Raw genomic sequence first — 22,406 nt, forward strand, 5'->3', positions numbered from 1 at the left:
CGCGCCGCCGCCGCCCGCGGCCCGCGTCGCCGCCGCTTGACCTTGACCGCCGCGCGTCCTAGCGACACAAGGCCCCCGTCACGGATATGCGATCATGCGCCAGCCTTCCGATCGTCAGCCCTCGTCACGCCTGACGACCCAGCGTCCGCTGGCAGGGATCGTCCTGAAATGCGCCAGCGTCGCGGTTTTCACGGTGATGGCGGCGCTGGTCAAGGCAACCGCGGACAAGAGCCTCGGCGTGCCGCCCGGCCAGCAGGTCTTCTTCCGGTCGTTTTTTGCCATTCCGGTGATTCTGGCCTGGCTGGCCTTGCGCCAGGAGATCGGCGTGGGCCTGCGCACCTTTCGGCCCTTGGGCCATGTCTATCGCGGCATCATCGGCACCGCCGCCATGGGGCTGAATTTCTGGGCGCTGTCGCTGTTGTCCTTTCCCGAGGCGACCGCCATCGGCTATGCCGCGCCGCTGCTGGTCGTCGTCTTCGCCGCGATGTTTCTGGGCGAGGACGTGCGCCTGTTCCGCCTGGGCATGGTCGGGATGGGACTTGCCGGCGTGCTGATCGTGCTGTCGCCGCAACTCAACATGTCCGGGGCGGGCGATTACCGAAACCAGTTGGGCGCCGTCGTGGCGCTTGGCGGCGCCTTCTGTGCCGCGCTGGCGCAGATCTTCGTGCGCCGGCTGGTGCAGGAAGAACGCACCTCGGCCATCGTCTTCTGGTTCTCGGTCACCTCGGCGGTGCTGGGATTGTCCACGCTGCCCTTCGGCTGGGTGGCGCCGGATGCCCGGACGCTGGCGCTGCTGATCACGACCGGCATTCTGGGCGGGTTCGGGCAAATCTTTCTGACCTCGGCCTATCGCTTTGCCGATGCCTCGCTGATCGCGCCCTTCGAATATGTCTCGATGATCCTGGCCATCGCCATCGGCTGGTTCTTCTTTGCCGAGGCGCCGACGGCCGTCGTGCTGACCGGCGCGGCGGTGGTCATTCTGGCCGGGATCCTGATCATCTGGCGCGAGCGCAGGCTGGGGCTGGAGCGCAATCGTCAACGCAAGGCGATGACGCCCCAGGGCTGAGGCGCGGTCGGCCGGATCTCAGCCCATGCCCAGGGCGTCGCGCCGCATCCGCGCGCGTTCCGCGTCCTGCTTGCCGCTGAGGATGGCGATGATCGACCAGCTTATGCAGTAGAACGCCCCGACCCCCAGGACCAGCCAGCCCGGAAACGGTCCGATGGCGGCGCGTTCCAGCAACTGGCCGGCCGAGACCAGCGGGTCGGGATGCACGATCAGCTTGCCCAGATAAGCCACGGCCTGGATCAGCAGGATCCAGACATAATTGCGCCGGATCCGCCGACCGATCGCGGTCCACATGCTGACATGATAGGCCGGATGCAGATAATCCTCGGCCAGCCGGTCCTGCCAGTGTTCCTCCAGATGCAGATCGCCTTCCTTCAGGATCGGCGCCATGAAATGCAGTTCCATCCACCGGCAGCGGGCGCGCCAGACGTTGAAATAGCGATATCGCCGCGCTTCCAGCATCAGGAAGAAGATGATCAGGATGCCGACCAGAACCAGCGGCAGCGGCGACGCCTGGGGCGATGAATAGGTGATCGACAGGGCGACGCCCAGCGTCACCACCGACCAGTTCGTCGTCGTGTCCAGCCGCGTGCGCCAGATGGTCGAGCGATAGACCTCGCCGCGATAGAGATGCGCGATCACGCCCATTTCGGCGGCATCCAGCTTCTTGCGACAATGTTGTTCGCCATCCATGGTCATTCTCTCCCCGCGACCAGCTTGGCAGGCCGCCGGGAATCCGGCAAGCCGGTTGCGCACAGGGGCGCTGATCGTGCTTGTCCATCTCAGCCAAAGGCAACGGGCTGAAACTTAACAAAACTTATATGGATGGTGCCGGTCGTTTCAGGTTAAGAAGCGTCAAGTGCCACGAGAATGAGGAGGTCTTCGTGCCCCGTACATTGTCGGCAATCCTCTATCGCAGCGAATCTCTGGTGCCGCCGAACGGCGCCGAGGAACGGGATATGCTGGTCAAGGCGGCGTTGCGCAACGCACGATTGGGCATCACCGGGTTGCTGCATCGCGAAGCCGATGTCTATTACCAGTGGATCGAAGGCCCGGCAGACAATCTTGATTCGCTCTACGAAGACATCCTTGCCGATCCCCGACATCGCGATGTCGAGCTGCTGCTGCGCTCGCCCATCGCGCAGCGGCAGTTCGATGGCTGGTCGATGGGACGCACCGATCGCGATTGCACGCTGCTTTTCGATTGGGCGACGCAGCACGACGTATCGATGCGCGCGATGCGGCCCGAGGATTTTCTGTCTTTCCTGAACGATTGTTCGTTCAGCGTGCTGCGGCAGGACGCGCCGGCCAATCCCGCCGGCTAGGCGGGGCGCTGTCGCGCCGTCGCCTCGCGCCAATGACGGCGGCACAAGGACAGGTAGGTCTCGTTTCCGCCGACCTGCACCTGCGCGCCTTCGGTCAGCGCGCCGCCGTCTGCGCCGCGCCGGATCACCATCGTGGCCTTTCGCCCGCAATGGCAGATCGTGCGGACCTCGCGCAGATCGTCGGCCAAAGCCAGCAGCGCGGCCGAGCCGGGAAACAATTCGCCGCGGAAATCGACCCGCAGTCCATAGCACATGACCGGAATGCGCAGATCGTCGGCCACGTGCGCCAGTTGCCAGACCTGATGGCGGCTCAGAAACTGTGCCTCGTCGATGAAGATGCAGGCGCAACCGCGACCCCGGCTTTCGATCAGCCCGACCATGTCGGTCGCGGCATCGAAGGTCAGCGCCTCGGCGCCGATGCCGATGCGGCTGCCGATCCGGCCGTGTCCCTCGCGCCCGTCCAGCGCCGCTGTCAGCAGCAGCGTCGCCATGCCGCGCTCGCGGTAATTATGGGCGGCTTGCAGCAGCAGTGTACTTTTGCCCGCGTTCATGGTCGAGTAATGGAAATACAGCTTTGCCATGGCGCCAGATAGCGCCGGGCCGGTGCGCGGGCAAGCCGCGGAGATTGCCAGGAAGTCCGTTTTCTGGCACAACCGCGTCGCCGTGGCGAACGTCGCCGTCGCGCGGTGCCCTGTCTTTTCGCAGTCACAGATCAGGTTGTTCCAATGCGCGATCCGTTGTTCCGCATGGCCCTTGTGCTGGGTCTTCTTGCCGCGGTGGGCCCCTTCGCGGTGGACATGTATCTGCCTGCGCTGCCGCAGGTCGCCAGGGATCTGAACACGTCCGAGACCGCAGCGGCAATGACGCTGACAGCCTATTTCATCACTTTCGGCATCGCCCAGATGGTCTATGGTCCGATGGCCGATGCCCTGGGCCGAAAAATGCCCATCGTGATCGGCACCGCGATCTTTCTGGCCGCCACGCTTGCCGCGATTCTGGCCCCCTCGATCGGCTGGCTGATCGCGGCGCGGGCACTGCAGGGGCTGGGCTCGGCCACGCTGATGGTGGTGCCGCGGGCGGTGATCCGCGATCTGGCGACCGGGCCGGCGGCGGCCCGAATGATGGCCGCGATCATGATCGTCATCTCGGTATCGCCGATGCTGGCGCCGCTGACCGGTTCGCTGGTCATGGCCTGGGGCGGCTGGCGCGAGATCTTCGCGGTTCTTGCCGCCGCGGCCGCCTTCAGCCTGTGCCTGACCCTGTTCGTTCTGCCCGAGACCCTGCCGGTCGAACATCGCCGCCCCGTGCAGCTGCGCCCGATCCTGAGCGGTGCCGGCCGGCTGCTGTCGGACCGCCGCTTCATGGGGCTGACCATGATCGGCGGTTTCGGGCTGGCCAGTTTCTTCGTCTTCCTGTCCGCGGCCAGCTTCGTCTACACGCGCCAGTACGGCCTGTCGCCGACCGGCTTTTCGCTGGCCTTCGCGATCAATGCCGTGGGCTTCTTCACCGCCTCGCAATTCGCCGGCCCCATGGCCGACCGTTTCGGTATGGAGCGGGTGATCGCGCTGGCCATCACCGGTTTCGCGGTCCTGGGCGTCGCGTTGACCGGGCTCGTCTGGATCGGCCTTGACGCGCTGCCGGTGGTGGTGGCCGGGCTGTTCTGCGCCAATGCCTTCCTCGGGCTGGTCATCCCCACGGCGATGGTCATGTCGCTGGACCCCCATCCCGACATCGCGGGCCTTGCCTCCTCGCTGGGGGGCACGATCCAGATGCTGACCGGAGGCGCGATGATCGCCGTGACCGGACCGTTCATGGATAACAGCGCCGCCACCATGGTGCCCGCGATCGCCTTGTGCGGGGTGCTGGCATGGTGCGCTGCGGCCGCGTCGCTGCCCCGGCCGCGTTTGCGGGTGGCATGAAAAAGCCGCAGGACCAACATCCCGCGGCTTCTTCGTTGCCCAAATACCCAAATCCCGCAGGCCGACGCTCAGGCCTTCGCCTGCCGGCTTCTGGGCTGCCGTGAAGGACGCCGGGCGGGACGCTTGTTCGCGCCGCCATCGATCGGCTTGCCGCGACCGCGAGGCCCGCGACCGGCCGAGGCCGCGGCGGGCGGCGGAACCTCGCCGCCGATCACCGGGATGGCGGATTTCATCGCCCTTTCGATGGCGCGCAATTCGCCGATTTCGGCCGGCGCGCAGAAGGCCACGGCGCGGCCGTCGCGTCCGGCGCGGGCGGTGCGACCGATGCGGTGGACATAATTCTCGGGCACGTTCGGCAGATCGTAATTATAGACATGGGCGACCTCGGGAATATCGAGACCCCGCGCCGCCACATCGGTGGCCACCAGAATCTGGGTCTGGCCGGCGCGGAACGCGGCCAGGGCGCGTTCGCGCTGACCCTGCGACTTGTTGCCGTGAATCGCCGCGACCTTGAACCCCCACTTGTCCAGAAGCTTGGACAGTTTTTCGCTGCCATGCTTGGTGCGACCGAAGACCATGGCCAATTCGCCGGGATGTTTCGACAGATATTCTGCCAGCAGCGTCGCCTTGTCGCCTTGCGTGACGAAATGCACGCCTTGCTCGATCTGCTTGGCGGCCTGGCCCGGAGGGTTTACCGCGACCCTGACCGGATCGGTCAGATAGGTGTCGGCCAGTTCCGACATCAGCTTCGGCATTGTGGCCGAGAAAAGCAGCGTCTGCCGTTCCTTCGGCAGGATCCTGGCGATCCGGCGCAGCGCATGGATGAAGCCGATGTCCAGCATCTGGTCGGCCTCGTCCAGAACCAGATAGGTGGTCTGCGACAGATCGACCGCGCGTCGCTCGATAAGGTCGATCAGGCGGCCGGGCGTGGCGATCAGCACATCGACGCCGCGCGACAGCCGTTCCATCTGGACGTTGATCGAGGCGCCGCCGACGACGCGGAAGCTGCGGATCGGGGTGCCCTCGGCATAGGCGTCGATATTGGTGGCGATCTGCGTTGCCAATTCGCGCGTCGGCGCCAGAATCAGCGCGCGGCAGGTCTTGGGATCGGGCTTCTTGCCGAAGTTGATCAGCCGGGTCAGCATGGGCAGCCCGAAGGCCGCCGTCTTGCCGGTGCCGGTCTGGGCCAGCCCCAGCACGTCGCGCCCCGCCACGACCGAGGGAATGCCCCGTTCCTGGATCGGTGTCGGCGTGACCAGCCCCATCGCGGCGATATTGGCATTGATGCGGTGATCGATCCCCATTTCGGCAAAGGGGCCGCTGGGCAGCGGATCGCGTGAGACCGCGCGGCGGCCCTGATTCGCGGCGGGTTGCGGGGCGGGACGCCCCTTGCCCTTGCCGCCATGGAAAGGACGGCGATTGTTGTTCTTCTGGTCCATCAAAAACTTTCAGGCCCTCGCATCCCCCGTATCGGACACGAAAGCAGTGGCCACGCACATCATCGGCGCGGCGATCAGCAGGGGTGCGGGCGCAATACGAGAAGCCCGCAAGCCTCCCCGCGTGAATGGGAAACTGGATTATCGTCGCAGGCCTGGGGCGAAATCTCGCGGCTGCTCACGCGGCAGCGGACGGCGACATGGCTCAGATGGGGGAACCGTCGCGACAAGTCAAGCGCGGTCTGCGCTGTCCAGCCAGATCGTGACCGGTCCGTCGTTGAGAAGCCGCAGCTTCATCTCGGCGCCGAATTGGCCGGTCTCGACGGCAACGCCCTCTCCGCGCAGGCCGTCCACGAAGCAATCAAGGAGCCTGCGCCCGTCGTGGGGCGCGGCCGCCGCGGAAAAGCCGGGGCGGTTGCCCGAACGGGTATCGGCGGCCAGCGTGAACTGGCTGACGACCAGCGCGCCGCCCCCCATGTCGATGAGCGACCGGTTCATCCTGCCCGCCTCGTCCCCGAAGATGCGCAACCTTGCCACCCGCGCGGCCAGCTTCTCGGCCATCGCCTCGTCATCGCCGCGCATGGCGCAGGCCAGCACCAGCAGACCCGGTCCGATGCGGCCGATCGGCCGGCCCTCGACCTCGACCGAGGCCTCGGTGACGCGCTGGACCAGCGCCCTCATGCGCGGCGCCTCCACGGCCTGAAAATCGCCGTCACGATTGCTGCCGCACCGCCCGTCATCGCAGGCCGGTGGTCGGTTCGGGATTCATCGCATGCTCCTGCCCGTTTGCCGACATGATGCGGCCGGGCCCCTGAAAGGGTCAAGTCACGGGGCCAGGAAGATGCCCACGATGACCAGGACCAGCCCGATGCCCGACAGGGCCAGCGCCGCCATGTTCAGCACCAGCGCGCGCCGCATCCGCGCGCGCAGCGCGGCATCGTCCAGCCCGGCCTTGCGCGCGCGCGCGACGATCGCGATGCAACCGATCAGCAAGGCCACGCCGGCCAGCGTCAGCGCGGCTCCGAGCCAGACGAGAATGTCGAAGATGGTCATGGCGATCTGTCTCCGCGATGGGCGCGATATCATGCCGGTGGCCTAGCGGCGATTGCACCCCGGAACAAGAGCGACTAACCCTGCGCGCCAGATGATGACGTCGCGGGACCGACCCGTGGCAACAGATAGGGACGAAAGATGCAGGACGATCAGGCCTATGGTGTCGCCGCCGACGAGCTGCGCCAGTTCATCGAGCAGTTCGAACAGCTTGAGGCAGAAAAAAAGGACATCGCCGAGCGCCAGAAAGAGGTCATGGCCGAGGCCAAGGCCCGCGGCTATGACACCAAGGTGATGAAGAAGATCGTCGCCCTGCGCAAGCGCGACCGTGACGACGTGGCCGAGGAAGAGGCCATCCTGGAGATGTACAAATCCGCCCTTGGCATGGGCTGACGGGCGCCGGTTGCGGCGCGCGGAAGGATGGGGTGTTCGCGGCCGGATTGCCGCGCCGCGATCCCGGCCTGAGCCTTCCTGCGCCCGCGCCTTTCAGGGCAGGACGAACTCGACCCCCGGCAGGACCGCGATCTCGGCCACGTCACTGCGATAGAGATCGGTGATCTCGTCGACCATGTCCTGCGTCCAGCCTGGCAGGGCGACCTCTTGTTCCATCGCGTCCCGGGGGGCGTGATCGGCAAGGATGCGGGCGTATATTTCGCGCCGTTGCTGCACACTCAGCTGGTCGCGGCCGCCAAGTGCCTCCTGAAGCATCGCAAGCCCCGAATCGCCGAGAATTTCCTGCATGTAGACCAGGGCGCCGGACAGCGGCGCGTCGGCCGGGATCTTTCCGGCCAGCCGCACGATTTCGGGCCAGATCAGCGGCACGTCCTCGTGACACCAGATCACGATGCGGCGACCGGGAACCGACCGGACCAGCCGCCGGATCGCGTCGCGCCAGCGCAGATCCTGCGGCCGGTTGCCCTGAAGCAGCTTGTCATAGCCGCCGCCGGTGAAGATCGGCAGGACTTCGGACAGCAACGTCGCCGGATTGCGGATCGCCAGGAAAAATTCCGCTTGTGCCTGCGGGAACAGGCTGGCCAGCGCCGCCGCGCGCGACCCCATTTGCGGATACAGCCCCTCGTTGCGGCCACAGACCCGGCCCGGCGCGCCCATGAAGGTGGGCGTGGACAGGACCACGCGGCGCGGCGCCTCGGCGGTCAGCATCGCGTCCAGCATGATCTGTTCCATCTCGGGCGTGGCGCGGCCGCCGTTCAGGGCCATCAGCGCCTCTTCGAACAGGCCCCGATGGCGTTGCGGGGTGACGATCTCGGTTCCCTTGCCCAGCAGCCATTCGCGGTTGTTGAGCAGGGTCTTCAGAAGCCGGTCCCCGTCGGTGCAATGCACCCCGAGGTGAAACACCATCTCCATCCGCTCGGCCTCGTTCTTTCTTCGGTCCGGTTCTTTTCTGGCGTGGCAAGAGTAGCTGCCATTGATGGACAGTCAAACGCCTTTGGATTAACGCAGGGTGAATGAGCGCGCCTGAAATTGCATCGCATCCTCATCGTCACGACCACGGCCTGCGTCAGGGCAGCGGCCGCGCCTGGTCCGTCGCGGCCGGCCTGATCGCGGCCCTGGTCCTGCTTCCGGTTGGCACGGTGATCTGGCTGGCGCTGAACCCGTCCGAGAACATCTGGCCGCATCTGATGGCCACCGTGATGCCACGCTATTTGATGAATACCGCGATCCTGGCGGCCGGAACGGGGATGCTGGCGGCCGCGATGGGGGCGGGCGCGGCCTGGCTGGTCAGTCTCTATGACTTTCCCGGCCGCCGTCTGCTGGAATGGGCCCTGCTGCTGCCCCTGGCCGTGCCGGCCTATATCGGCGCCTATGCCCTGGCCGATTTTCTGGATTATTCCGGCCCCGTCCAGATGGCCTTGCGCGGCTGGTTCGGCTGGGCCAGTGCTCGCGATTACTGGTTTCCGCAGGTCCGCTCGCTGGAGGCTGCGATTCTGGTCATGGCGGCGGCGAATTTTCCCTATGTCTATCTGCTGACCCGCGCAGCCCTGCACGAGCAATCGGGCGGCGCCTACGAGGTCGCTCGCGCGCTTGGAACCGGCGGCTGGGGTCTGTTCCGTCGCGTGGGTTTGCCGCTGGCCCGTCCCGCCATCGTGGCCGGATCGGCCATCGCGATGATGGAGGCGGTCGCGGATTATGGTGTGGTCAGCTATTTCGGCGTGCAGACGCTGAATACCGGCATCTTCACGACCTGGCTGGAACGTCGCAACGCGGGCGGGGCGGCGCAGATTGCCTGCGTGATCCTGCTGGTGGTGATGATCCTGGCCCTGTGGGAACGGTTCGGCCGCCGCAATGCGCGCTATAGTCCAAGCGCCCGTCAGCCGCGACCGATCCTGCGCCAGCCTCTGCGCGGACCGGCGGCGGCCGGCGCCAGCATCGCCTGCTTCATCCCCTTTGCCCTCGGCTTCATCCTGCCGGTCGGCGTGATCCTGAACTATGCGCTGGCCTATCCGCAGGGCTGGATCACGCCGGGGCTGGCCAGGGCGGCCTGGCACACGATCACCCTTGGCGCGACGGCCTCGGTCCTGACCGTCCTCCTGGCGCTGGTCATGGTCTATGGCGTGCGCCTGTCGGGCCGCGCGCTGCCGCGCCTGCTGATGCCGGTGACGACCATCGGCTATGCGGCGCCGGGGGCGGTGCTGGCCGTCGGCATCCTGTTCCCGCTGGCGGCGCTGGATCACCGCCTGGCCGATGGCTGGCTGGCCCTGACGGGGACGGATCCCGGGCTGATCCTGACCGGCAGCGGCGCGGCCATCGTGCTGGCCTATCTGGTGCGGTTCTTCGCCATCGCCCAGGGCGCGATCGACGGCGGCTTTACCCGCGTCCCGCCGTCGCTGCCGATGGCCGCCCGGTCGCTTGGCCGGGATGCGGGTGGGGTCTTGCGCGATCTGTTCCTGCCGCTGATGAAGGGCTCGGTCGGGTCGGCCCTGTTGCTGGTCTTCGTCGATAGCGGCAAGGAATTGCCTGCGACCCTGCTGCTTCGTCCCTTCAATTACGAGACGCTGGCCACCCGCGCCCACGAAAAGGCCAGTCTCGAGGATCTCGGCAACGCGGCGCCGGCCGCCCTGCTGGTGATGGCGGTCGGACTTCTGGCGGTGGCGCTGCTGGCGCGCGCCAACCTTGGCTTGCGCAAGCCTGCCGCGCGCGGTATCGCAGGCGATGGGCCGGTTTAGCTCAGCAGGTAGAGCAGCTGATTTGTAATCAGAAGGTCGCGGGTTCGATTCCTGCAACCGGCACCATTTCCAGAGCCGCAGGCGGAATGACGGACCGAGGCCTGCGTGGATGACATCCTCGGGGCACAGGTGCTGGGGCAGCCGCGGAGGATCAGCCCAGATAATCTTCCGGATCGGCGCTTTCGAAGCCGCGGCGGACCTCGAAATGGACGACGCCGCCCTTGCCCGCCTTGCCCAGCGTCTGGCCCTTGCCGACGCTGGCGCCCTTGGCCACGTCCAGCGATCCGAAGCCGGTATAGACCGTCATCAGCCCGCCATCATGGCGGATCACGAGGATCGGCGTGCTGGATGTGTCCTGCGTGATCGCGGCGACGACGCCGGCGCCAGCCGCCTTGATCGGTGTTCCGGCGGGGGCGGCGATGTCGATCCCCTCGTTCTTGCCCTTTTCATAGACACTGATGATTGCGCCCGGAACGGGCATGCTGAAACGGCCGCCACCCGAGGCGGCGGTCCGGGTCGAGCCGAGATCGGGGCCGTCCGGCGCCGGCGCGGGTTTCGAGGCGGGGGCGGTATCCTCGCGCGGCAGCGGATCCGCGGCCGAGGGCGGACGCGGCGTGGGGCTGCCGCTGCCCGGCGCGGTGGTGATCGCTGCCGGATCGGGCGCGCGCTGGCCCGGAATCGGCACGATCAGCCGCTGGCCAAGTCGCACCGACATGTTGGAGGGCAACCCGTTCCAACGGGCCAGATCCTGGACCGACACCCCGTATCTGCGCGAAATCGACCAGGCGGTTTCGCCCGCGGCGACGACATGCTGCCGGGGCTGGCCGCCGACCGAAGACGCGGTCGAGGCCGGGCTGTCGGGCGCGGCGCCGGCCGGGGGCGCGCCGCCGCTGCGGGCCGCGGGCGCCGCCGCGCCGGTTGCGTCGGCGACACGGCGCGGCAGAACCAGCGTCTGGCCCTGTTGCAGCGAGGCATTCACCGGCAGGGCGTTGTAGCGGGCCAGTTCGTCGGCGCCCAGGCCCAGCCGCGCGGCGATCGTGGCCGGCGTGTCGCCACTGCTGGCGATGGCGATCTGATAATCGGGGAAGGAAATCAGCCCGCGACTGTCCGGCTGCGGCCGCGGGGCGGCGGTCGCGGCCGCCTCGGCGGTGCTCAGCGCGCCGGGCATCATCCGGCGCAGATCGGGGTCGAATCCGTTCGCCCCGCAGGATGCCAGCAACAGAACTGCCGCGCTGGCGCCCCCGATCAGCCTGTAGGTCCTGCTCATGCTGTCATCCTTGGCCTGTCTGCCTCTGCCGCCGCGCGGGGGTCATGTCTGTCCCAACCCCTCGACCAGCGGAACGAACCTGACCTGCCGCAATTCGTCATAGTCGAAACCGGTCTCGGTCCGCGTCACCCGGATCAGCGTCTGCACCGTATCGGACTGCCCCACCGGAACCACCATGATACCGCCGATCTTCAATTGTGCCAACAGCGGCCCCGGCGGATCTTCGGCCGCGGCGGTGACGATGATGCGATCGAAGGGCGCCTGATCGGGCAGGCCCCGCGATCCGTCGCTGACCTGCGCGGTGATGTTGAACAGATCCAGTTCCCGGAAGATCGCCTCTGCCTCCTGCACCAGACGGCGGTGGCGGTCGACGGTATAGACCCGCCGGCAAAGCCCCGACAGGATTGCCGCCTGATAGCCCGAGCCGGTGCCGATCTCCAGCACCGTATCGCGCGGGCCGACATTCAGCGCCTGGGTCATCAGGCCGACGACCGAGGGCTGGCTGATCGTCTGTCCGCAGGGGATGGGAAGCGGCGTATCCTCATAGGCGCGGTCGGCGAACTGGCCGCGCACGAACAGACCCCGGTCGATCCGCTCCATCGTCGCCAGCACGCGCGGATCGGTCACGCCGCGCGACCGCAACTGGAACAGAAAGCGCATCTTGCGCTCGGCCGGGCTGTCGTCGTCCTGGTGATCGTCTGCGGGCATTGTCAGGCGGTTCCGGGCTGGCTGGCGGGACTTTCCGCATCATGATCCTCGTCCAGCGAGGCGGCAAGCCCCGTCAGCGAGGCATGGCAGGTCAGATCGGCGCGCATCGGCGTGACCGAGACGTAGCCCCGCATGTTCGCGTCCACATCGCTGCCCGCGCCCGCAGGCGCCGTCTGCGACCCGCCCGCGACCCACATGAAGCGCCGCCCGTTCGGCGCGGTATAGGGCACGACACCGAAGCGCGTTCCCTGCCGGCGGCCCTGCGCGGCGACCCGCGTCCCGCGCACCCCCTCGGCACCGGAGGGCGGAAAATTGATGTTGTAGAACAGCCGGAAATCCTGGTCCGAGGTCCAGTCGCCATGGTCCAGCAGCCGGCGGATCAGCGCCGGGCCATGACGGCGCGCGGCCTCGAACGGATCGTTCAGAACGGCGGTGGCGGCACCCATGTATTGCGACAGCGCGATCGCCGGCAGGCCCTGAAGCGCGGCCTCCATCGCGCCGCCGACGGTGCCGGAATACATCACGTTCTCGCCCGAATTGTTGCCCCGGTTCACGCCCGACAGCACCAGATCGGGCGGATCATCCGCCATCACGTCCGAGATCGCCGCCAGCACGCAATCGGCCGGGCTGCCCTCGGCGGCATAGCGGCGCTGGTCCAGTTCGGCGATCATGGTGGGATGGGAATAGCTGATGCAATGGCCGACGCCGGATTGTTCGAACGCGGGCGCGACGGTCCAGACCTCGCCGTCCGGGCCCGCGATTTCGGCCGCGATTTCGGCCAGAACCTGAAGGCCCGGCGCGTTGATCCCGTCGTCATTGGTGATGAGTATCCGCATCCGGTCGTCCCTGTCCCGACGCGCGCGGGTGACGCGCCTGTTGCTGGCAATCCCCATATCGTGATTAGCGGGCCGCGCCATCGCCTTCAACCCGTTGACGCAGGAACCGAAAGCCGTTTGACCTTGTGACCAAGTGGCTGCATGCTGCGTCACGGCAAAACATCACGGCCCATGCAGATCTACCTTCCCATCGCCGAGGTATCGGTCAACGCCTTCACGCTGGTGGGTCTTGGTGGCGTGGTCGGCCTGATGAGCGGATTGTTCGGCGTCGGCGGCGGCTTTCTGATCACGCCGCTGCTGTTCTTCATCGGCATCCCGCCCCCCATCGCGGTGGCCACGGGCGCCAATCAGGTCGTGGCCTCGTCGGTGTCGGGCGTGCTGGCCCATGTGAAACGCAAGAGCGTCGATTTCCGGATGGGCTGGGTTCTGCTGGCCGGCGGACTGGCCGGATCGTCGGTGGGCGTCTGGGTCTTTACGCTGCTGCAGCGGATCGGCCAGGTCGATCTGGTGGTGCAGCTTTCCTATGTCGTGTTTCTGGGCCTGATCGGGATGATGATGCTGCAGGAAAGCATCCGATCCCTGCGCCGGTCGCGAAACCCGACCTTCCGCAAGCGGCTGCACCAGCACAACTGGGTGCATCGCTGGCCGATGAAGATGAAGTTTCGCGCCTCGGGGCTGTACATCAGCGCGATCCCGGTGCTTCTGGTCGGACTTGCCGTGGGCGTGCTGGCCGCGATCATGGGTGTGGGCGGCGGCTTCATCATGGTGCCGGCGATGATCTATCTGCTCGGAATGCCGACCAAGGTCGTTGTCGGCACCTCGCTGTTCCAGATCACCTTCGTGACCGCCTTCACCACGCTGATGCACGCCGTCAGCTACAACACGGTCGATATCATGCTGGCGGTTCTGCTGATCATCGGTGGCGTGGTCGGGGCGCAGATCGGCACCAGCCTGGGCGCGCGGCTGCGGGCGGAACAGCTGCGGATCCTTCTGGCGCTGATGGTGCTTCTGGTCTGCGGCAAGCTGGCGCTGGATCTGTTCCTGAGGCCGGACGAGCTTTACTCGATCACGTCGGGGGCGCGCTGATGGTGGCAAGGGCGGCGATCCTGACCCTGCTTGTGTCGCTGGGCGCGGCGGCGGTCCTTGCCCAGGACCAGACCGCGCCCGGATCGACGGTGCCGCTGGCGCCCCGCGGGCAGGACGCCTATCCGACCTATCCCGATCCCGGCCGCCCGCGCGTCATCGTGCCCGAGAACGTCGAGAGGCCGGGCGAACAGGTGGTGGCGGGTCTGTCCAGCGATTCCATTGCCATCACCGCCAGTTTCGACGGCTCCGAGATCCTGATCTACGGCGCGGTCAAGCGCGAGACCCCGATCCCCGACGGCCCGCCCCTGCAGGTCATCATGACAATCGAGGCCCCCTCGCAGTCGCTGACGGTCTGGAAGAAGGAACGCAAGCTGGGGATCTGGATCAACACCAAAAGGGTCGAGGTCGGCGCCGCCCCCGGTTTCTACGTGGTCGCGACCACCGGCCCGCTGGATCAGATCCTGCGCCCCGAATGGGACCAGCGCTACCGCATCTCGCTGCCGCTTGCCCTGCGTGCGATGGGGGGCAACAATCAGGTCGCGGACGTGGTGCCCTATACCGCGGCCCTGATCCGACTGCGCGAAGCAAACAGGCTGTACCGGCTGGATCAGGGCAGCGTCAAGCTGGTCGACCAGACCCTGTTCCGCGCCGATGTCCGGCTGCCCGCCAACCTGATCGAGGGGGATTACAAGACCCGCATCTTCCTGCTGCGCGACGGTCGGGTCATCGACGTCTATCGCGCGCCCATCGAAGTGCGCAAGGTCGGTCTGGAACGCTGGCTCTACCGCATGGCCTTTGACCAGCCGCTGCTCTACGGATTGATGTCGCTGGCCGTCGCGGTCGCCGCGGGTTGGGGCGCATCGGGAATTTTCCGCAAGCTGCGCCGGGCCTGACAACGGGACTCCGGCGGTTTCGTCACGCCCCGCGCTATCCGGCAGAGGGCCCGCGGGACGCACTTTCCGGGGACCAGCGATACGGGCGCCGCGGACGCGACAGGCCCCGTTCGATCCGCACGGGGCCTGTCCCTCCCGCGTCGCGGGCCGGCCCCCTCCACTGGTCCGGACCCGCTGGGTGTTGCGTCAATCTGCGGCGATCAGTTCGGATTGCCGCACGATCACCTCGGCCTGCTTGATCGAGGCGATATCGACCAGCCGCCCCTTGTAGACGGTGGCGCCCGCGCCCTCGGCCTTGGCCCTTTCCATTGCCGCCAGAATCTCTTTCGCCTCGGTCACGGCTGCCTCGGAGGGCGAGAAGACCGCGTTGGCCAGGGCGATCTGGCCGGGATGGATCGCCCATTTGCCGACCATGCCCAGCGTCGCCGAACGCCGTGCTTGCGCAATGAATCCGTCCTGGTCCGAGAAATCGCCGAAAGGACCGTCGACCGGCAGCAGGCCGTGCGTCCGGCAGGCCGAGACGATCGCGGTCTGCGCCCAGTGCCAGGGATCGGACCAGTATTTCTGACCCTCGCGAATCATGTAATAGTTTTCCTGCGTGCCGCCGATCCCGGTCGTGGCCATGCCCATCGAGGCCGCGAAATCGGCCGCGCCCAGACTGATCGCCTGCATCCGGGGCGATGCGGCGGCGATCTCTTCGACATGGCACAGGCCCGCCGCGCTTTCGACGATCACCTCGAAGCCGATTTTTTTCTTTCGACCCTTCGCGCGTTCGATCGCGGTGACCAGCGCGTCCACGGCGTAGATGTCGCCGGCGTTGCCAGCCTTCGGGATCATGATCTGGTCCAGCCGCTCGTCCGCCTGTTCCAGCAGTTCCACCACATCGCGATACCAGAAGGGCGTGTCCAGCCCGTTGATCCGCACCGACAGCGTCTTGCTGCCCCAATCCACGTCGCCGATTGCCTGAATCGCGTTCTTCCGTGCCTGTTCCTTGTCATCCGGCGCCACCGAGTCCTCGAGATCGATATTGATGACGTCGGCTTCCGATTTCGCCATCTTCTCGAAAAGGCTGTCGCGGGATCCGGGGCCGAACAACTGGCAGCGGTTCAGACGGGCAGGGGGCAGGGGCTGGGTGCGAAAGCTCATGCGCTGGTCCTCATCTGTCGAATCGCGGGCGTGATGAGCAATAATGTTTCGCGGCCGATGCTGCAAGCGCGAAATCGGGCGCGCCGCGGCGCAGCTTGACGCGGATCGGGATAGGGTCGAAGAGCGGAACGGAAATCGCGGCCAGAGGGAAGGGACACGGAATGACGCGCATTGTCTATGTTGACGGGGAATATCTGCCCGAGGATCGGGCGACCGTCTCGATCTTCGACCGGGGTTTCCTGATGGCCGACGGCGTCTACGAGGTGGTCAGCGTTCTGGGCGGCAAGCTGATCGACCTTCCCGGCCACATGGCGCGCCTGCAACGGTCCCTGAACGAACTGGCGATGACCGATCCCTTGTCAGAGAGCGATTACACCGCCGCCTTTCGCGAACTGGTTGCAAGAAACGAAATCGGCGACGGTCTGATCTATCTTCAGGTGACGCGCGGCAATGCCGGTGACCGCGATTTTGCCTATCCGCCCGAAGGAACGCGCCCGACCGTGGTGATGTTCACCCAGTCGAAGCCCGGACTTGCCGATGCGCCAGCGTCGAAGACCGGCTGGAAGATCATCAGCGTCGAGGATCTGCGGTGGGGGCGGCGCGACATCAAGACGGTGCAGCTGCTCTATCCCTCGATGGCCAAGATGGAGGCCAAAGCGCGCGGCGTCGACGATGCCTGGCTGGTCGAGGACGGCCACGTGACCGAAGGCAGCAGCAACAACGCCTATATCGTCAAGGACGGGGTGATCGTGACGCGCGAATTATCCCACGACATCCTGCACGGAATCACCCGCGCCGCAGTGCTGCGTCTTGCCGCCGAGGCGCAGATGAAGGTCGAGGAACGCAGCTTCACCATCGCCGAGGCGCAGGACGCGGACGAGGCCTTCGTCACCTCGGCCTCGGCCTTCGTGATGCCGGTGGTCCAGATCGACGGCGTGGAAATCGGCAGCGGCAAGCCCGGCCCGGTCGCGGCCCGCCTGCGCGAGATCTATCTGGAAGAAAGCCGCAAGTCCGGGATCTGAGGCGGCCGCCGGGGGCTGTCTGCCCCCTGACCCCCGAAGGTATTGGGAAAGAGCGCGAGGGTTCAGAGTCCCGTTTCATCCAGCACGCGCGCGATGACCGGAGCCAGCCTTCCGGCCCATTCGGCCTGGCCCTGTTCGGTCCGGATCAGGTCGTTGCGGATCTCGATCAGCATGTTGGGGCGGCCATGGGACAGGGCGTGACGGTCGATCGAATCGCCGTCCAGATGGCCGCTATAGGGCTGGTTCTCGCCGGTGATCCAGCCTTCCGCGCGGCAGGCCGCGACCATGGCAGGGCCCAGGCGTGCGTCGCGGTGCGAATAGAGGATGCCGATCTGCCATGGACGCGGCGGCCGGCCGCGCAGCTGCGGGGTGAAGCTGTGGACCGCGCAGAGGCAGCGCGCCGGGTGGCGGGCGGCCAGCCGCGCCAGCGCGGCATGGTAGGGACGGTGCAGGCGCTCCAGCCTGCGACGACGTTCGGCCGCGTCGGCGCTCTTGTTGGCCGGGATCACCGTGCCGTCATAAAGACGCATCAGCAGGGTCGGGTCGTCCTCGCCCCGGTTCGGGTCGATCACCAGGCGCGAGAAATCGGACAGGATCGCGGGGGCATCCATCAGCGCGGCCAGACGTTCGGCCACCCCGGCTGCGCCGACATCATAGGCGATGTGGCGCCCCATGTCGGCGTCGGCGATGCCCAGTTCGCCGCCGCCGACCCATCGGGGAACCCGGTTTGTCGCGTGGTCGCAGGTGATCAGCCAGCGCGAGGGGCGATCCTCGCCCAGCGTCCAGAAGGCACGTTCCGTCGTGGAATGGTCATCTTTCATGGTGCAGCCTGTCTAGGCCGGAATGTTCCCGGACGCCAGTTGCCGCGGGCATGCGTTTGCGGCATAGATAGCGCTAAACGTGGAAGGGGCGCATGATGAGACGACATCGCAATGTGAAGATCGTGGCGACACTTGGCCCCGCATCCTCGACGCAAGAGATGATCCGGGCCCTTTTCGATGCCGGCGCCGACGTTTTCCGCCTGAACATGAGCCATGGCGACCACGCCGATCACAAGGCCCGTTTTGACGCCATCCGCGCCGTCGAGGCCGAAACCGGGCGCCCGATCGCCGTCCTGGCCGATCTTCAGGGGCCGAAACTGCGCGTCGGGCGCTTTGCCACGGGCAGTCACGATCTGGAAGCGGGCGATCGGTTCCGCTTCGACCTGGATGCGGAACCGGGCGATACCGATCGCGTGCAGCTGCCGCATCCCGAGATTTTCGCCGCGCTGGAGGCGGGATCGGAACTGCTTGTCAATGACGGCAAGATCCGCCTGCGGGTGGATGAATGCGGCGCCGACTTCGCCAATTGCACCGTCACCGTCGCCGGCACGATCAGCGACCGCAAGGGCGTGAACGTGCCCGACGTGGTGTTGCCGCTGGCGGCCCTGTCGGACAAGGATCGCGAGGATCTGGAATTCGCCTGCGAACTGGGCGTGGACTGGCTGGCGCTGTCCTTCGTGCAGCGCGCCGAGGACGTGGAGGAGGCACGGCACCTGGCCCGGGGCCGAGCCGCGGTGCTGTCCAAGATCGAGAAACCCTCGGCGGTGCGCGCCTTCGACGAGATCCTGAAGGCGTCCGACGGGATCATGGTCGCGCGCGGCGATCTGGGGGTGGAATTGCCGGTCCATTCGGTGCCCCCGATCCAGAAGCGGCTGGTGCGGCAATGCCGTGCTGCGGCCAAGCCGGTCATCGTGGCCACGCAGATGCTGGAATCGATGATCGAAAGCCCGATGCCGACGCGGGCCGAGGTCAGCGACGTCGCCAATGCCATCTACGAGGGAACCGACGCCGTGATGCTGTCGGCCGAAAGTGCCGCGGGGGCCTATCCGGTCGAGGCGGTGACCACGATGGACAGCGTCGCACGTTCGGTCGAAGCCGATCCGAATTATCGCGGCATCATCGAGGCCGCGCGGCAGGCCGAACTGCACAGTGTGGCCGACGCCATCGTTACCGCCGCCCGCGAGATCGCCGAAACGACCGACGTGGCCGCGATCTGCGCCTTCAGCCAGTCGGGCAAAACCGTCAGTCTGGTCGCCCGCGAACGCCCGCGCGTGCCCATCATCGCGCTGACGCCGCTGGAAAACGTGTTGCGCCGCATGGTCTTGACCTGGGGGACGCATTGCGTGATCACGCCGCGTCTGACCCGCTTCAAGGAGGCGGTGGTGAACGCGACCCGCGCTGCGCGGGATTTCGGCTTCGCCGACGAGACGCGGCAGGTCGTGGTCATGGCCGGCGTGCCCTTCAACGTGCCGGGCACGACCAACATCGTGCGCATCGCGCCTTGCGACGAACGCTTGATCTTCGCCTCCGATCCGGAATAAGCCCGCAACAGCGAAGAAGAACGGGTGGTTTCGATGTCCGATTATCTGCTGCTGGCCGGCGTTGCGCTGGGCCTTGTCTCGATCCTGCTGGCCGTGGTGCAGCTTGTCCAGGCGACGCCGCCGCGCGCCGCCGTGATCACGTTGATCCTGGGCATCGTCGCGATCTTCGCCGCGGCCTATCTGAATCCCGAACCGTTCCAGGCCGGCGACCTCGCCCGCGCCTGGGATCGGGTCGCGACCGATGCGATGACCCCGCCGGGCAAATAGGCCGGCATCTCTTGCCAAGACTGGCGCGCCCCGTTATAGGGCGCGCTTCGACCCGCGCGGCCGGCCGGAATGGCATTGCCGAGTCGCGCGTTCACTCTGATACGAAGGAGATGAAAATGCCGAAAATGAAGACCAAAGCGGCCGCCAAGAAGCGGTTCTCGATGACGGCCACGGGCAAGGTGAAATCCGCCCAGGCCGGCAAGCGCCACGGCATGATCAAGCGCACCACGAAGTTCATTCGCGATGCGCGCGGCACCACCGTCCTCAGCGACGCGGATGCCCGGATCGTGAAGAAATACATGCCCTATAACCGCTGATCGTCGAGGACTGAACAATGGCACGAGTTAAATCCGGCAAGGTTACCCACGCCCGTCACAAGAAGGTTCTGGACAAGGCCAAGGGCTATTACGGCAACCGGTCGCGCAATTTCCGCACCGCGACGCAGGCGGTGGACAAGGCCAACCAATATGCCACCCGCGACCGCAAGAACCGCAAGCGCAACTTCCGCGCGCTGTGGATCCAGCGGATCAATGCCGCCGTCCGTCTGGCCGATGCCGACATGACCTATTCGCGGTTCATCAACCTGCTGGCGAAGGCGGGGATCGAGGTGGATCGCAAGGTTCTGGCCGATCTGGCCATCCACGAGCCCGAGGCATTCGGCGCCATCGTCGAAAAGGCGAAGGCTGCGGCCTGATCGCACGGGATTCGCGAACTTCCGAAAGCCCGCGCCGGATCGGCGCGGGCTTTCTGCGTGCTATGACTTGAATTCGAAGGGCGTGCCGTCGCCCGCGGTGCCGCCCCAGGCGGTGACGGGCACAACCGCATCCGCGCCGCCGCCCATGCCGGGCGAATCGGGCGGCATTCCGGGCACCGAAAGACCGGCGATGTCGGGTCGCTCTGCCAGCAGCGTCCGGATTGCCGCGAAGGGCACGTGCCCTTCGATCACATAGCCGTCGATGACCGCGGTGTGACAGGACCACAGCGCCTCGGGGACCGCGTTGGCGGTCTTCATGCCTTCGTAATCGTCTGTGTCGGTGACACTGACCGAAAAGCCCTGTTGCCGGGCCAGATCCACCCAACCCTTGCAACAGCCGCAGCTGGGGCTTTTGGTGACATTCATCTGCGGTGCGGCCTGGCTTTCGGACTGGGCCAGGGCGGCGAGGGGGCGCAGCAATGGCAGCGCGGTCAGCATCAAGGCCCCGGTCAGCAGGTTGCGGCGGGTCGAGGAGGTGCGGTTCATCGTCTTCTCTCTTTGGTGTCGATCAGGCGGCGCAAGCAACATCGCAGGAACACATGGCCAAGGCCGGCCTCGCGTTCATGCGAGAGGTCGCATTCTTCCACATTGCGGCGCCGGTCGGGGGCGATCAATGCCCGTCCGATCACAAGGGTGCGACAGACCGGCGATTGAGCCGCGGGTCGCGCCCGTCTATCGTCGTGCCATGACGCATCATGATCCCGTGTCCGCCATCCCGGCCCGCGTGCCGCTGGCCACCCGTCCCGTCGGCATCCTGAGGACGGTGATGATCGCGCGCCGCAACGTGCTGGGGATCATTCCCGAACTGGCGCTGCGTCAGCCCATCGTGTCGGGACAGACCGGTATCCGCTGGCACATGGTCATGGATCCCGACAGCCTGCGCCATATCCTGAAGGACCGGGTCGAGGATTATCCGAAATCGGTCGTCACCAAGCTGATCCTGGAACCGGCAATCGGCGACAGCCTGTTCATCGCCGAAGGCGCGAACTGGCGCTGGCAGCGCCGAGCCGCCGCGCCCGCCTTCGCGCTGCGCCATGTTCAGGCGCTTGGCCCGGTGATGACCGCCGCCGCCGAGGCGTCCTGCCGCCGTCTCGAGGCCGCGTCCGGTCCTGTGGATCTGTTCGCCGAAACCGTGGCCGCGACCTTCGAGGTGATCTCGGACGCGACCTTGTCGGGGGAACGATCCTTTGACCGCGACGCGGTGCATCACGCCATCGACGGCTATATCGCGCAGACCGCCAAGGTGTCGCTGATGGATGTGATCGGCGTGCCGCGATGGGTGCCGCGTCCGGGACGGATCTTTGCGGGGCAGGGCTTGCGACAGATGAAGCAGATCGCGGACCGGGCCATCACGGACCGGGCCGCCGCCGCGCAACGGCAGGGTCCGCCCGACCTGCTGGATCTGCTTCTGGATGCCGACGATCCCGAGACCGGACGCACCATGAATCGCGACGAGCTGCGCGACAACCTGCTGACCTTCATCGTGGCGGGACACGAGACGACGGCACTGACGCTGGCCTGGGCGCTGTATCTTTGCGCCTTCGATCCCGATGTGCAGGACCGCGCAGCGACCGAGGCGCGGGCGATCCTCGGCGACCGGGCCGCCGCCGCCGCCGACATGGAGCGGCTGCCGCTGATCCAGCGCATCGTGTCCGAGGCCCTGCGGCTTTATCCGCCGGCGGCCTTCCTGTCGCGCACGGCGCAGGCGCATGACCGGCTGTGCGGCCGCGAGGTCCGTCCCGGCGACACGGTCATGCTGCCGATCTATGCCCTGCATCGCCACCATCTGCTGTGGACGAATCCCGATGCCTTCGATCCGGACCGGTTCCTGACCCCGCCCGACCGCTATGCCTTTCTTCCCTTCGGCGCCGGTCCCCGGATCTGCATCGGCGCCGGGTTCGCGATGCAGGAGGCGGTGATCATCCTTGCCACCCTGCTGTCGCGATTCCGTTTCACCGCGATAGCCGGCCGCGCGCCAGAGCCGCGGATGATCCTGACCCTGCGGCCGCATGGGGGCGTCTGGCTGAACGTCGCGCGGCGCTGACGACGGATTCGGCGCGGCGCTGGCGGCTGGGAAAAATGAC

Annotated in this window: 25 protein-coding genes and 1 tRNA gene; 14 read left to right on the plus strand and 12 right to left on the minus strand. The window is 66.7% G+C overall.

Features of this window, described 5'->3' with window-relative positions; all coding sequences use genetic code 11:
* Positions 1-94 precede the first annotated feature (94 nt).
* Complete coding sequence (locus B4L36_RS02830) at positions 95-1,066, plus strand: DMT family transporter (protein WP_292952051.1); 972 nt, start codon at positions 95-97, stop codon at positions 1,064-1,066.
* Between the two features lie 18 nt (positions 1,067-1,084).
* On the opposite strand, the gene B4L36_RS02835 is transcribed toward B4L36_RS02830, so the two are convergent.
* Positions 1,085-1,765: a DUF2270 domain-containing protein gene (locus B4L36_RS02835; protein ID WP_414692129.1), complete on the minus strand. Its 681-nt coding sequence runs from the start codon at positions 1,763-1,765 to the stop codon at positions 1,085-1,087.
* Positions 1,766-1,839: 74 nt separating this feature from the next.
* On the opposite strand from B4L36_RS02835, the gene B4L36_RS02840 reads away from it, so the two are divergent.
* Positions 1,840-2,391, plus strand: a complete 552-nt coding sequence (locus B4L36_RS02840; protein WP_292952054.1) for a BLUF domain-containing protein — start codon at positions 1,840-1,842, stop codon at positions 2,389-2,391.
* Here B4L36_RS02840 and B4L36_RS02845 read toward each other — a convergent pair.
* A complete protein-coding gene (locus B4L36_RS02845; protein ID WP_292952057.1) occupies positions 2,388-2,972 on the minus strand; it encodes a thymidine kinase in 585 nt (194 codons plus the stop codon). The two genes, B4L36_RS02840 and B4L36_RS02845, sit on opposite strands and share 4 nt — an antisense overlap.
* Before the next feature lie 144 nt (positions 2,973-3,116).
* On the opposite strand from B4L36_RS02845, the gene B4L36_RS02850 reads away from it, so the two are divergent.
* Positions 3,117-4,310, plus strand: coding sequence for a multidrug effflux MFS transporter (locus tag B4L36_RS02850; protein WP_292952060.1), 1,194 nt, complete (start codon positions 3,117-3,119; stop codon positions 4,308-4,310).
* A gap of 68 nt (positions 4,311-4,378) precedes the next feature.
* Here B4L36_RS02850 and B4L36_RS02855 read toward each other — a convergent pair whose 3' ends face one another.
* The 3 genes from B4L36_RS02855 to B4L36_RS02865 form a co-directional block, all read right to left on the minus strand.
* Positions 4,379-5,614 carry a DEAD/DEAH box helicase gene (locus B4L36_RS02855; protein WP_292952183.1) on the minus strand — a complete coding sequence of 412 codons (1,236 nt, stop codon included), beginning with the start codon at positions 5,612-5,614 and terminating at the stop codon, positions 4,379-4,381.
* A 363-nt stretch (positions 5,615-5,977) separates the two neighbouring features.
* The gene (dtd, locus tag B4L36_RS02860; RefSeq protein WP_292952063.1) at positions 5,978-6,427 is read right to left on the minus strand and encodes a D-aminoacyl-tRNA deacylase; all 450 of its coding nucleotides are present in this window, start codon (positions 6,425-6,427) and stop codon (positions 5,978-5,980) included.
* A 144-nt stretch (positions 6,428-6,571) separates the two neighbouring features.
* The gene (locus B4L36_RS02865) at positions 6,572-6,799 is read right to left on the minus strand and encodes a hypothetical protein (protein WP_292952066.1); all 228 of its coding nucleotides are present in this window, start codon (positions 6,797-6,799) and stop codon (positions 6,572-6,574) included.
* A 138-nt stretch (positions 6,800-6,937) separates the two neighbouring features.
* On the opposite strand from B4L36_RS02865, the gene B4L36_RS02870 reads away from it, so the two are divergent.
* Positions 6,938-7,189, plus strand: coding sequence for a DUF2312 domain-containing protein (locus B4L36_RS02870; protein WP_292952069.1), 252 nt, complete (start codon positions 6,938-6,940; stop codon positions 7,187-7,189).
* Positions 7,190-7,282: 93 nt separating this feature from the next.
* On the opposite strand, the gene B4L36_RS02875 is transcribed toward B4L36_RS02870, so the two are convergent.
* Positions 7,283-8,155, minus strand: a complete 873-nt coding sequence (locus tag B4L36_RS02875) for a hypothetical protein (RefSeq protein WP_292952072.1) — start codon at positions 8,153-8,155, stop codon at positions 7,283-7,285.
* A 107-nt stretch (positions 8,156-8,262) separates the two neighbouring features.
* Here B4L36_RS02875 and B4L36_RS02880 point away from each other — a divergent pair, with 107 nt between their 5' ends.
* Together B4L36_RS02880 and B4L36_RS02885 are read left to right on the plus strand one after the other, a co-directional pair.
* A complete protein-coding gene (locus B4L36_RS02880; protein WP_292952075.1) occupies positions 8,263-9,981 on the plus strand; it encodes an ABC transporter permease in 1,719 nt (572 codons plus the stop codon).
* Positions 9,972-10,047 (plus strand) — tRNA-Thr (locus B4L36_RS02885). Before B4L36_RS02880 ends, B4L36_RS02885 begins: the two co-directional genes overlap by 10 nt.
* 85 nt (positions 10,048-10,132) lie before the next feature.
* Here B4L36_RS02885 and B4L36_RS02890 read toward each other — a convergent pair.
* Genes B4L36_RS02890 through surE form a run of 3 tightly spaced genes read right to left on the minus strand, consistent with a single transcriptional unit; the run spans position 10,133 to position 12,792 of the window.
* Positions 10,133-11,248 (minus strand): LysM peptidoglycan-binding domain-containing protein, encoded by a 1,116-nt coding sequence (locus B4L36_RS02890; protein ID WP_292952078.1) that lies wholly within the window; start codon positions 11,246-11,248, stop codon positions 10,133-10,135.
* Between the two features lie 42 nt (positions 11,249-11,290).
* Complete coding sequence (locus B4L36_RS02895) at positions 11,291-11,956, minus strand: protein-L-isoaspartate(D-aspartate) O-methyltransferase (RefSeq protein ID WP_292952081.1); 666 nt, start codon at positions 11,954-11,956, stop codon at positions 11,291-11,293.
* A 2-nt stretch (positions 11,957-11,958) separates the two neighbouring features.
* Positions 11,959-12,792 carry a 5'/3'-nucleotidase SurE gene (gene surE, locus B4L36_RS02900; RefSeq protein ID WP_292952084.1) on the minus strand — a complete coding sequence of 278 codons (834 nt, stop codon included), beginning with the start codon at positions 12,790-12,792 and terminating at the stop codon, positions 11,959-11,961.
* Between the two features lie 171 nt (positions 12,793-12,963).
* Here surE and B4L36_RS02905 point away from each other — a divergent pair, with 171 nt between their 5' ends.
* Together B4L36_RS02905 and B4L36_RS02910 are read left to right on the plus strand one after the other, a co-directional pair.
* Positions 12,964-13,878, plus strand: coding sequence for a sulfite exporter TauE/SafE family protein (locus B4L36_RS02905; RefSeq protein ID WP_292952087.1), 915 nt, complete (start codon positions 12,964-12,966; stop codon positions 13,876-13,878).
* A complete protein-coding gene (locus tag B4L36_RS02910) occupies positions 13,878-14,771 on the plus strand; it encodes a TIGR02186 family protein (protein WP_292952090.1) in 894 nt (297 codons plus the stop codon). Before B4L36_RS02905 ends, B4L36_RS02910 begins: the two co-directional genes overlap by 1 nt.
* 186 nt (positions 14,772-14,957) lie before the next feature.
* Here B4L36_RS02910 and B4L36_RS02915 read toward each other — a convergent pair whose 3' ends face one another.
* Entirely contained in the window at positions 14,958-15,917 is a 960-nt protein-coding gene (locus B4L36_RS02915; protein ID WP_292952093.1) for an L-malyl-CoA/beta-methylmalyl-CoA lyase, read from the minus strand.
* 161 nt (positions 15,918-16,078) lie between these two features.
* Here B4L36_RS02915 and B4L36_RS02920 point away from each other — a divergent pair, with 161 nt between their 5' ends.
* Complete coding sequence (locus B4L36_RS02920) at positions 16,079-16,939, plus strand: D-amino-acid transaminase (protein WP_292952096.1); 861 nt, start codon at positions 16,079-16,081, stop codon at positions 16,937-16,939.
* 62 nt (positions 16,940-17,001) lie between these two features.
* On the opposite strand, the gene B4L36_RS02925 is transcribed toward B4L36_RS02920, so the two are convergent.
* Positions 17,002-17,760 carry an N-formylglutamate amidohydrolase gene (locus B4L36_RS02925; RefSeq protein WP_292952099.1) on the minus strand — a complete coding sequence of 253 codons (759 nt, stop codon included), beginning with the start codon at positions 17,758-17,760 and terminating at the stop codon, positions 17,002-17,004.
* Positions 17,761-17,855: 95 nt separating this feature from the next.
* Between B4L36_RS02925 and pyk the strand changes: the two genes are divergently transcribed.
* The 4 genes from pyk to rplT all read left to right on the plus strand — a co-directional run bounded on the left by pyk (position 17,856) and on the right by rplT (position 20,262).
* Entirely contained in the window at positions 17,856-19,301 is a 1,446-nt protein-coding gene (gene pyk / locus B4L36_RS02930; RefSeq protein WP_292952102.1) for a pyruvate kinase, read from the plus strand.
* Positions 19,302-19,334: 33 nt separating this feature from the next.
* Entirely contained in the window at positions 19,335-19,568 is a 234-nt protein-coding gene (locus tag B4L36_RS02935; protein WP_292952105.1) for a hypothetical protein, read from the plus strand.
* A gap of 116 nt (positions 19,569-19,684) precedes the next feature.
* A complete protein-coding gene (gene rpmI / locus B4L36_RS02940) occupies positions 19,685-19,885 on the plus strand; it encodes a 50S ribosomal protein L35 (RefSeq protein ID WP_292952108.1) in 201 nt (66 codons plus the stop codon).
* A gap of 17 nt (positions 19,886-19,902) precedes the next feature.
* Positions 19,903-20,262, plus strand: coding sequence for a 50S ribosomal protein L20 (gene rplT / locus B4L36_RS02945; RefSeq protein ID WP_292952111.1), 360 nt, complete (start codon positions 19,903-19,905; stop codon positions 20,260-20,262).
* Positions 20,263-20,322: 60 nt separating this feature from the next.
* Here the strand turns inward: rplT and B4L36_RS02950 are convergent, their stop codons facing one another.
* Complete coding sequence (locus B4L36_RS02950) at positions 20,323-20,808, minus strand: DUF411 domain-containing protein (RefSeq protein ID WP_292952114.1); 486 nt, start codon at positions 20,806-20,808, stop codon at positions 20,323-20,325.
* A gap of 199 nt (positions 20,809-21,007) precedes the next feature.
* On the opposite strand from B4L36_RS02950, the gene B4L36_RS02955 reads away from it, so the two are divergent.
* Positions 21,008-22,366, plus strand: coding sequence for a cytochrome P450 (locus tag B4L36_RS02955; protein WP_292952117.1), 1,359 nt, complete (start codon positions 21,008-21,010; stop codon positions 22,364-22,366).
* Positions 22,367-22,406 lie beyond the last annotated feature (40 nt).

Origin of the sequence: Paracoccus sp. UBA889 (genome assembly GCA_002294185.1) — a bacterium.
Lineage (GTDB): Bacteria > Pseudomonadota > Alphaproteobacteria > Rhodobacterales > Rhodobacteraceae > Paracoccus.

Coding starts and splice junctions, on each gene's coding strand:
- B4L36_RS02830 (WP_292952051.1), top strand. CDS start 95: ATGCGCCAGCCTTCCGATCGTCAGCCCTCGTCACGCCTGACGACCCAG.
- B4L36_RS02835 (WP_414692129.1), bottom strand. CDS start 1,765: ATGACCATGGATGGCGAACAACATTGTCGCAAGAAGCTGGATGCCGCC.
- B4L36_RS02845 (WP_292952057.1), bottom strand. CDS start 2,972: ATGGCAAAGCTGTATTTCCATTACTCGACCATGAACGCGGGCAAAAGT.
- B4L36_RS02850 (WP_292952060.1), top strand. CDS start 3,117: ATGCGCGATCCGTTGTTCCGCATGGCCCTTGTGCTGGGTCTTCTTGCC.
- B4L36_RS02855 (WP_292952183.1), bottom strand. CDS start 5,614: ATGGGGATCGATCACCGCATCAATGCCAATATCGCCGCGATGGGGCTG.
- dtd (WP_292952063.1), bottom strand. CDS start 6,427: ATGAGGGCGCTGGTCCAGCGCGTCACCGAGGCCTCGGTCGAGGTCGAG.
- B4L36_RS02865 (WP_292952066.1), bottom strand. CDS start 6,799: ATGACCATCTTCGACATTCTCGTCTGGCTCGGAGCCGCGCTGACGCTG.
- B4L36_RS02870 (WP_292952069.1), top strand. CDS start 6,938: ATGCAGGACGATCAGGCCTATGGTGTCGCCGCCGACGAGCTGCGCCAG.
- B4L36_RS02875 (WP_292952072.1), bottom strand. CDS start 8,155: ATGGTGTTTCACCTCGGGGTGCATTGCACCGACGGGGACCGGCTTCTG.
- B4L36_RS02880 (WP_292952075.1), top strand. CDS start 8,263: ATGAGCGCGCCTGAAATTGCATCGCATCCTCATCGTCACGACCACGGC.
- B4L36_RS02890 (WP_292952078.1), bottom strand. CDS start 11,248: ATGAGCAGGACCTACAGGCTGATCGGGGGCGCCAGCGCGGCAGTTCTG.
- B4L36_RS02895 (WP_292952081.1), bottom strand. CDS start 11,956: ATGCCCGCAGACGATCACCAGGACGACGACAGCCCGGCCGAGCGCAAG.
- surE (WP_292952084.1), bottom strand. CDS start 12,792: ATGCGGATACTCATCACCAATGACGACGGGATCAACGCGCCGGGCCTT.
- B4L36_RS02905 (WP_292952087.1), top strand. CDS start 12,964: ATGCAGATCTACCTTCCCATCGCCGAGGTATCGGTCAACGCCTTCACG.
- B4L36_RS02910 (WP_292952090.1), top strand. CDS start 13,878: ATGGTGGCAAGGGCGGCGATCCTGACCCTGCTTGTGTCGCTGGGCGCG.
- B4L36_RS02915 (WP_292952093.1), bottom strand. CDS start 15,917: ATGAGCTTTCGCACCCAGCCCCTGCCCCCTGCCCGTCTGAACCGCTGC.
- B4L36_RS02920 (WP_292952096.1), top strand. CDS start 16,079: ATGACGCGCATTGTCTATGTTGACGGGGAATATCTGCCCGAGGATCGG.
- B4L36_RS02925 (WP_292952099.1), bottom strand. CDS start 17,760: ATGAAAGATGACCATTCCACGACGGAACGTGCCTTCTGGACGCTGGGC.
- pyk (WP_292952102.1), top strand. CDS start 17,856: ATGAGACGACATCGCAATGTGAAGATCGTGGCGACACTTGGCCCCGCA.
- B4L36_RS02935 (WP_292952105.1), top strand. CDS start 19,335: ATGTCCGATTATCTGCTGCTGGCCGGCGTTGCGCTGGGCCTTGTCTCG.
- rpmI (WP_292952108.1), top strand. CDS start 19,685: ATGCCGAAAATGAAGACCAAAGCGGCCGCCAAGAAGCGGTTCTCGATG.
- rplT (WP_292952111.1), top strand. CDS start 19,903: ATGGCACGAGTTAAATCCGGCAAGGTTACCCACGCCCGTCACAAGAAG.
- B4L36_RS02950 (WP_292952114.1), bottom strand. CDS start 20,808: ATGAACCGCACCTCCTCGACCCGCCGCAACCTGCTGACCGGGGCCTTG.
- B4L36_RS02955 (WP_292952117.1), top strand. CDS start 21,008: ATGACGCATCATGATCCCGTGTCCGCCATCCCGGCCCGCGTGCCGCTG.